This is a genomic window from Roseateles sp. P5_E1, from assembly GCF_054049335.1.
In genome coordinates, this window is sequence record NZ_JBFUMN010000044.1 from 34,854 (window position 1) to 43,396 (window position 8,543).

The 8,543-nt window shown below is 64.1% G+C and carries 6 protein-coding genes; 4 read left to right on the top strand and 2 right to left on the bottom strand.

Going from position 1 to position 8,543, the window contains the following annotated elements:
* Positions 1-132: 132 nt before the first annotated feature.
* Together ACXJKJ_RS23450 and ACXJKJ_RS23455 are read right to left on the bottom strand one after the other, a co-directional pair.
* On the bottom strand, positions 133-1,425 hold the full coding sequence (locus tag ACXJKJ_RS23450; protein ID WP_457392915.1) for an MFS transporter: 1,293 nt from the start codon (positions 1,423-1,425) through the stop codon (positions 133-135).
* A 37-nt stretch (positions 1,426-1,462) separates the two neighbouring features.
* Positions 1,463-2,482: a LacI family DNA-binding transcriptional regulator gene (locus ACXJKJ_RS23455; protein WP_457355523.1), complete on the bottom strand. Its 1,020-nt coding sequence runs from the start codon at positions 2,480-2,482 to the stop codon at positions 1,463-1,465.
* Positions 2,483-2,694: 212 nt separating this feature from the next.
* Between ACXJKJ_RS23455 and ACXJKJ_RS23460 the strand changes: the two genes are divergently transcribed.
* From ACXJKJ_RS23460 to ACXJKJ_RS23475, 4 genes are all read left to right on the top strand, one after another.
* Positions 2,695-3,834, top strand: a complete 1,140-nt coding sequence (locus ACXJKJ_RS23460; RefSeq protein ID WP_457392917.1) for a glycoside hydrolase family 88/105 protein — start codon at positions 2,695-2,697, stop codon at positions 3,832-3,834.
* Positions 3,835-3,854: 20 nt separating this feature from the next.
* Positions 3,855-5,126 (top strand): DUF2264 domain-containing protein, encoded by a 1,272-nt coding sequence (locus tag ACXJKJ_RS23465; RefSeq protein WP_457392920.1) that lies wholly within the window; start codon positions 3,855-3,857, stop codon positions 5,124-5,126.
* Positions 5,126-6,328 carry a DUF4861 family protein gene (locus ACXJKJ_RS23470; protein WP_457392923.1) on the top strand — a complete coding sequence of 401 codons (1,203 nt, stop codon included), beginning with the start codon at positions 5,126-5,128 and terminating at the stop codon, positions 6,326-6,328. Before ACXJKJ_RS23465 ends, ACXJKJ_RS23470 begins: the two co-directional genes overlap by 1 nt.
* A 462-nt stretch (positions 6,329-6,790) precedes the next feature.
* Positions 6,791-8,543 (top strand): TonB-dependent receptor (locus ACXJKJ_RS23475; RefSeq protein WP_457392926.1); only part of this gene is annotated, 1,753 nt, incomplete at its 3' end.

The following is an 8,543-nucleotide window of genomic DNA, read 5'->3' on the forward strand; positions in this document are numbered from 1 at the left end:
GAGCAGACCCGGCAGGAGGTGTCTCTGACTCTGGCCTTCCAGTTGACCCACTGAATTCCTTTGCCTTCGCTTGCCGCTGGCAGCATGCGAGCAGCGTATCGCGAAAGGCCCGCTGCGGGGCGGTTCAGATCCTCATCGTCGATTGGAAAGCACCGAAGACGGCTGCAGGCGCAACAGGCACACAACGCACAGCAGAGAGAAAACCGTTCCTGCAAGCAGCGTGTAGCGATAGTCGTGTTCGGACAGGTCGAGCATGGGCCCTTGGACGCTGCTGACCAGGATCGTGCCGAAGATCACCATCAGATCTTTGGTCGAGTTGAACTGCACGAATCTGTCGCGCGGGAAAAGCGCCATCGGCATTGATGCGGCAGCCGTGAACCATGCGCCGGAAATCACCACGTGGGCAAAGTAGAAGACGCGGAAGCTGGCGGCGTCCGACACCAAGGCGAAGCCGGCCGCCGAGATGGCGCAATACACCGTCATGATGGCTACCGAGACCCGCACCGCACCCAAGCGATCAGCCATCGATCCAATGGCAAAGGCCGATACGATGGACACCGCATAGCCTGCTGCCGTCAACGCGCCCAGCGTGGCCTTCTGGATGCCGGCCGCGTGCGCGTAGTGCAGATAGAAGGTGTTGAAGGGGCTGAAGGTGACGCTCGCCAGCACGAAGGCGGCGACGGCCCACCCATAGGAGCGATGGCGAAAGCAGGCCAGCACGTGGTCGAGGGGAAATCTCAGCCGGGGCTCCGTCTTGTCAGCGGGCGCGGCGTCGGGCGGCAAGGGTGTCTCCTTCAGCATCAACGCCATCGCGAGGATAGGCAGGCAGAAGAAGAGGCCGACGCCCAACAGGACCTCGCGCAGATGGTGATCCGTGAGCGCGAAGATCCAGTTGTGATACGCGATGCCGATCGTCAGGCTGACGATGCGGAACACCGCAAAGAAGCGACCGAGCAGGCCCGCGGGCACGAGGTCATTGACGAGGCCGTTGAACAGCGAGAAAGCGCTGATGGCGGCACAGTCGAATGCGGCCCAGAACAGGCTGAACAGCGCGAGTCGGCAGTTGTGCAGGCCGGGTGACCAGCCGCCCAGTGCCGCATCGAGCCAGCCCGCCAGCGTGGGTGAGGCAGCCAGGCCCACCATGGCCACGAGGCCGGTGGGCGCTGCAACCATCAGAAAGGGCTTGCGCCTGCCAAGGCGGCTGCGGCAGCGGTCCGAGTGATAGCCGGCCAGCGGGACCAACAGCAAGCTCAAGGCGGCGGGCACCGTGGACAGCAGCAGCGAGATCGTCGTGTCGGACGCCGCGTGCCGGCGCAGCAGCTCCAGCGCGCTGGGCACGGCAGCGCGGTCGCGCATCGAGACGCCGAAATCGCCGCACAGCAGCCAGAGCAGCAGGGCGCCCAGCCCGACAAGGCTGAGCGGCACAGCCGCCCCAGCTCTCGCAGCCAGTGCGCGATTCATGTCAGCCGCGCTGCGCCACGGGGCCGGTCGATTTGCGGACGACCAGTTCCAGCGGGAGGGCGATCTTCTTCGCTGCGATGCCCTGGCCCTCGATCAGCGCCACAAGTTCCCGTACCGCGCAGGCGCTGAGTTCGACCAGCGGCTGGCGCATCGTCGTCAGGGGTGGGTGGATGTGGCTGGAGATGGCGATGTCGTCGAAACCCACGACCGAGATGTCTTCGGGAACGCGCAGCCCCTTGCTGTGGATGGCGTCGATGGCGCCGAACGCCATCTCGTCGTTGGCCGCGAAGATGGCGGTGGGCGGCTCCGGCAGGTCCAGCAGCTGCACGGTGGCCGCGTAGCCGCCGGTCTGGACGAAACGCCCCGGAACGATCAGCGCCGGGTCTGCGGCGATGCCGGCTTCGTTCAAGGCTTCGACATAGGCGGCCTGCCGCTCGGTGCTTTGGCCCGTGTAGTGGGAGCCGGCAATGAACGCGATGCGGCGGTGCCCCAGCGATAGCAAGTGCTCGACTGCCGTGCGGGCGCCCTTGCGGTTTTCGACCACGACGACGGGCAGCCCCATGGCGCGCGCATCGAAGTTGACGAACACACAGGGCAACTGGCGGTGTTCAAGGTCGCCGAGGTAGGCATCTTCCACATTCGGCATGGGCAGGATCAGGCCGGCGCACAGGTTGGCCAGCATGTCGCGCGTGTCTGCGCGGCCTGGGGCGTCGAAACGGTCGGCGTTGAACAGCAGGATGTCGTAGCCGCGGGCACGCGCTTCGTTGCTGATCTCCTTCGTGATCTCATGCAGCACCAGTGAGCCGAAGTTGTTCACGAAGATACCGATGAGCCGGCTTTTCTCGCCGCGCATGCGTCGCGCCACCATGTCGGGCGAGTAGTTCAGCTTGGCCGCAGCCTCCATGACGCGTGCGCGTGCATCTTCCGAGACGTAGCCCGTGCCGCGGATTGCACGCGATGCGGTGATGGGCGCGACACCGGCCAACTTCGCTACTTCACTGAGCCTGCTGGGTTTTGGCATAGATCGACGCAGAGATGGAATACCAGAATGTGGTGACGATACCACATTCGTTGGCGCGGCCGGCAAAGCGTGCCGGTCGCGCAAATTTCTTTGTGATTTCGGCTTGATATGCTAACGTAACCATACTCTATGGCCGCAGCAGCCAACCGGCGGGCTGCGCCGACCAGGCCGACGCATTGGAATTGCTCCGTGCGTTCAACGGATCGATGCTGATGAAACTGAAGAATTGCGTGAGCGGCTTGTTATTGACGCTGGGCATTGCTCTGGGTGGATGTGCGGGCGCGCCCGCTCAGAACGGCAGCAATCGCGGTGAAGTGATTGCGGCGATCGACAAGGTCAATTCCTACTGGCAAGCGCGCGCACCTGCTCAAGACAGCCCGTTCTGGAATGTGGCGGCCTATCACACCGGCAATATCGAAGCCTACCGGGTGACCGGCAATGAAGGTTATCGGCGCTATACCGAGACCTGGGCCGAATACAACCAATGGGCGGGCGCGCGGTCCAAGGATAAATCGACCTGGAAATACACCTACGGCGAAACGCCGGAGCACGTGCTATTCGGTGATTGGCAGATCTGCTTTCAGGTTTACGCGGATCTTTATCAACTGGAGAAGGACCCGCGCAAGATTGCCCGCGCCCGCGAGGTGATGGAATATCAGATGAGCACCCCCGACAAGGACTATTGGTGGTGGGTGGATGGGTTGTATATGGCCATGCCGGTCATGACAAAGATGTACGAGGCCACCGGCAATCGCCAGTATCTCGACAAGATGTACGAGTATTACAGCCACGCCAACAGCATCATGTACGACGCGCAGGAGAAGCTCTATTACCGGGACGCGAGATACGTGTTCCCGCAGCACAAGAGCGTCAACGGCAAGAAGGACTTCTGGTCCCGCGGCGATGGGTGGGCATTTGCGGCGCTTGCCAGGGTCCTGTCGGAATTGCCGCAGGACGATCCGCACCGCGGTGAGTACGTGCAGCGCCTTCAGGACATGGCTGCGGCGCTGATGCCGCTGCAGCAGCCCGAGGGTTACTGGACGCGCAGCCTCATGGACCCGGCCCATGCGCCGGGCCCCGAGACCAGCGGGACGGCCTTCTTCACCTACGGGCTGCTGTGGGGTATCAACAATGGCCTGCTGCCGCGTGACCGGTATCTGCCTGCGGCGCAGCGCGGCTGGCATTACCTGACAACCGTGGCCCTGCAGCCTGACGGCAAGCTGGGGTATGTGCAGCCGATCGGCGACCGCGCGATTCCGGGGCAGGTGGTAGACCAGAATTCCACGTCGCACTTCGGCGTCGGCGCCTTCCTGCTGGCGGGGGCTGAAATGGTCCGTCTGCTCGACAAATAACGGCGCAGCCAGGAGACAAAGTGCAACGTCGAAATTTCATGCGCGCTGCGGCCTTGGGGCCGTCCGTGCCGGCCCTGTTGGCCACCAGCGAGGCGGCAGCTGCGGCGACTGCCTCAACTGCCGCAGCGCCTGGACAGGAGCGTGCCTACATGCTCAACCTGCTGCGCCAGATGGCGGAGCCGGTGCTGGGCCTGATGTCCAAAGGCGAGCTGAAAAAGAAGTTCGCGCTCGAACTGAGCCCCACCTGGGATGGCCGCGACCCTTCCGTCGCCTACCTCGAATGTTTCGGTCGCTTGATTTCGGGCATCTCGCCGTGGCTCGCGCTGCCGGCGGATGACACTGCCGAGGGCAAGCTGCGCCAGCGCCTGCAACAACAGGCGCTGCAGAGCTACGTCAACGCGGTCGACCCCAAGAACCCCGACTACCTGACCTGGAAGGGGCATGGCCAGGCGCTGGTGGATTCGGCCTATTTCACCAACGCGCTGATGCGCGCACCCAAGGTGTTGTGGGAGCCGCTGGACGCGGCCACGAAAGGCCGCATCGTGGCCGAGATCAAGGGCCTGCGCCGCATCGAGGTGCCCTCCATCAACTGGCTGCTGTTCGCGGCGATGAACGAGGCCTGGCTGCTGTCCATCGGCGAGGAATCCGACCCGATGCGCATGAACGGGGCCATCCGCAAGATCAACGAGTGGTATGTCGGCGACGGCTGGATCAAGGACGGCCAGGACTTCCATTTCGACTACTACTGCTCTTACGTCATGTACCCCATGCTGCTTGAGATCCTCGAGGTGCTGGTGGCCAGGAAGGGGCCGTTCTGGAACGCCAAACCCGAGGACCTGCTGGCGCAGGCCACGAAGCGCGCGCAGCGCTATTGCGAACACCTGGAGCGTTTCGTCGGCCCGCAAGGCAGCTACCCGCCGATCGGCCGCTCGCTGACCTACCGCACCGCGGTGTTCCAGCCGCTGGCCTTGCTGGCCTGGCGCAAGCAGCTGCCGGCATCGTTGCCCGAGGGGCAGGTGCGCTCGGCCTTGCACGCCGCGCACGTGGCGATCTGGGACGGCCCCGGAAACTTCACGAAGGACGGCTTCCTGACCATCGGGTTCCGCGGCCATCAGCCTGAACTGGGGGACTGGTACTCCAACAACGGCAGCATGTACATCGCCGCGGCGGGCCTGCTCGCGCTGGGCCTGCCCGCGACCGACTCCTACTGGACGGCGCCGGCGCAGGACTGGACGCAGAAGAAGGCGTTCAGCAGCAACCGCTTTCCCAAAGACTACGCCGTGGGCTACTGATGAAGCGGGCGTTCCTCGCCGTTTGGCTGGCCTTGAACGCGCTGGGCGCCGGCGCGGCGGAGCGCCTGGTCGTCACTGTCCGGCACGAGCTGAAGGCCGCGCGGCCGGCCGAGACGATCGCGGTCCCCTGGTCCGAAGTGGCCCGGCGCCTGCCCGGGGCACTGCTGCATCAGCTCGCTGTGCGCGATGCCGGTGGCAACCTGCTGCCCTACCAAGTCACCAACGTGGCGCCGTTGGCGAAAGACCCGAAGAACGAAGGCATCGCCTACGGGGAGCTGATCTTCCAGCATGACTTCGCCATGGACGAGCAGAGCGCGCGCTTCACCGTCGAGAAGACGACGACGGTTGCGCCGCCGTTTCCCGTCAAGGCCTTCGCCCGCTATGTCCCCGAGCGCCTCGACGACTTCGCGTGGGAGAACGACAGGATCGGGCACCGCACCTACGGCCAGGCGCTGGCCGCGCCGGCGCCGCCCGGGAGCGACAAGGAAGTCCTCGTCACGAGCGGCGTCGACATCTGGTTCAAGCGGCCGTCCTATCTCATCGTCGACCGTTGGTACAACAAGGGCCACGACCACTATCACAAGGACGAGGGCGAAGGGCTCGACATGTACGCCGTCGGCCGCACCCGCGGCGCGGGCGGCACGGGCATCTGGAATGGCAGCCGGCTGTTCGTCAGCCGCAACTATTCGGCGTGGCGCGTCGTCACGAACGGGCCCGTCCGTGCCGTTTTCGAGTTGACCTACGACAAGTGGGACGCGGGCGGTGTGGCGGTCAGCGAAGTCAAGCGGTTCACCGTCGACGCGGGCCATCTTTTCGACACGGTCGAAAGCACTTTCAGCACTGCCACGCCGCAGACGCTCACGGTCGCGCTGGGTCTCAACAAGAAGCCGGCCTATCCCGAGCAGGCGCCGACGGTCGCTGCTTACCGTGCCCCGGACACGCTGATGCAATGGGTGCGCCAGCGCAGTGCGGGTGACTTTGGTGTCGCCATCCTGCTGCCGGGTGCAGACGGCTACGCGGCCGATCCCGACAACGAACTGATCCTCGTCAAGGCCAAGACCGGCCAGCCGCTGCGCTACTACCTTGGCGCCGCGGTCGACTGGTCGGGTGAGATCCCCACGGCGCAAGCCTGGCAGGGCTATGTGGAGGCCTACCGCAAGCGCGTCGCATCGCCGATCCGGGTCGAATTCGGCGCGGAGTAGCCATGTTTTCCCGGTGGCATCCTGCGATGTGCTTTGACTCTGAAATTTTGTATATCTCGCGGCGCCTTATTCATAGCTCCTTTCGCGCCGTGGAGACTAAGCTGAACGGAGCGAGGCCGTGACACCCCTAGTTTGATAGTCACCAAGATTGCCAAGCATCCCTGACTGTCTTCAAGAACATTGGTGATGATCCTGCAATGTCGCACCAAAGCAACTTTCAAGATCGATGAGGCAACGTTACCATACCGTAACTAAGGGTCGAGGAAGCGTGATCACATGCTGCGCTGTAAGCGCCTTGGAGGGTTTCATGAGCCTATTTTTTTGGGGCTCGCATGGTAACGTTGTCACATATTGCTGTTATCGAAATGAATCTGCGATGAGCAAGCTGATCCAGCCATCGCCGATATAAAAACAACTTGTAGTCACATTGATGACAAAAGCCCTTGAGGCATGGAGAGAGACATGAAACAAACCCTGATTTGCTCGGCCGTGTCGATGGCGCTTGCCGCCGCCTACGGCCACGCCGCGGCTCAGGCTGCGGCGCCCGCCCAAGCGGCCGAAAAAGCGCCCGACGCCGCAGACGCCGCCGCCAAGCCCGACGGCCAGAAACTCGAGACCGTGGTCGTGACCGGTTTCCGCGCCAGTCTCGAGAAGTCGATGGCGTTGAAGCAGCAGGCCATCGGCGTGCGCGATTCCATCGTGGCCGAGGACATCGGCAAGTTCCCCGAGGCCAACGTGGCCGAATCGCTGCAGCGCGTGCCGGGCATCATCCTGAACCGTGACGAGAGTTCGGGTGAGGGGCAGCGCATCTCCATCCGCGGCCTGCCGACCGAGTACACGGTCACCACGCTGAATGGCGCGCTCGTCAATACCGTGTCCACTTCCACCATCGGCTCGGCGGTGCGGGGTTTCAACTACGACGTGTTCGCGTCCGAACTGTTCGGCCGTGTGGACTTCTACAAGTCGCCGCTGGCGGAACTGAACGAAGGCGGCATGGGCGGCGTGGTGGACCTGCAGACGCCACGCCCCTTCGACAACCCCAAGCGCACCATCCGCTATGGCGTGACGGCGTCGTACAACACCACGTCCGGCAAGACGGACCCGATGGGCTTCGCGCTGTACTCCAACACCTGGGGCGACTGGGGCGCGCTGATTGGCGTGTCGCACGCCGCCGCCGTGAACAACCGCTCAGGCTTTGAGGCGACCGGTGGCTATAACAGCTCGGCCCGCGCCAGCCAGAGTCCCGTGAAGGGCAACTTCGCCTTCGCGCTGGACTACGACAGCCCGCGCGCCAACCTCGGCAGCTACACCCGCGCCCAAGTCGACAACGCACTGCTGCCCCGCATCTACCGCTTCTACGGTTCGGCCAATGACCGGACCCGCGACGGCCTGGTGGGCTCGCTGCAGTTCAAGACCCCGACGCTGAACTTCAGCCTGGACACGCTCTATTCCAAGCTGAAGAACACCCGCGACGAGATCTACTTCGGCCTGCTGATCCGCAACAGCCGTACCACCGACCGCACCAAGCCGGCGGGCCAGAGCGGCAACAACGGCTTCATTCCGCTGAACGTCAAGATCGACCCCGCGTCCAACCTGCTGACCGGCACCTTCGGCAATACGTCCTACAGCAGCGGAGCGACCTACAGCGAAGACGAAACCAAGTTCGGCTACGTGGCCGCCAATGCCCGCTGGAGCGTCAGCGACAAACTGGTGCTGACTGGCCAGCTGAGCACCAACAACAGCAAGGCGCTGAGCTACCAGGACACCCTGTCCGGCCAGATCTTCGGTGTCGACTCCACCATCGACTACGGCAGCGACCACGTCTACCCGTCGCTGTCCTCGCCGACCAGCTACACCGACCCCGCCAACTTCCAGGGTTTCGGCATCGGTACCGGCTGGACTCGTGAGACAGACAAGAGCAACCAGGGCCGCGTCGTCGCCGACTGGGACTACGCCCTCGCCGGCGACTGGACCGGTCACCTGAAGGCCGGCCTGGCCTATTCCGAGACCTCCAAGGAGATCAACAAGCGCAACGGCACATCCGCCGCTACCGCCAAGCTCAACACGCTGGGCACGGCGGGCCTGCGTTCGGGCATGACCTCCGTGCTGCCGATCGGCAACCTTGACATGGGTGCCGGCTGGCCGCACGCCTGGGGCACCTTCACCCGCGCCTACACCTACTCCACCTTCGACCCGCTGGCCCTCAACTCGGAGG

Bases quoted from the DNA above. Each gene is read 5' to 3' on its own strand.
- ACXJKJ_RS23455 (WP_457355523.1), bottom strand. From the start codon at position 2,482: ATGCCAAAACCCAGCAGGCTCAGTGAAGTAGCGAAGTTGGCCGGTGTC.
- ACXJKJ_RS23460 (WP_457392917.1), top strand. From the start codon at position 2,695: ATGAAACTGAAGAATTGCGTGAGCGGCTTGTTATTGACGCTGGGCATT.
- ACXJKJ_RS23470 (WP_457392923.1), top strand. From the start codon at position 5,126: ATGAAGCGGGCGTTCCTCGCCGTTTGGCTGGCCTTGAACGCGCTGGGC.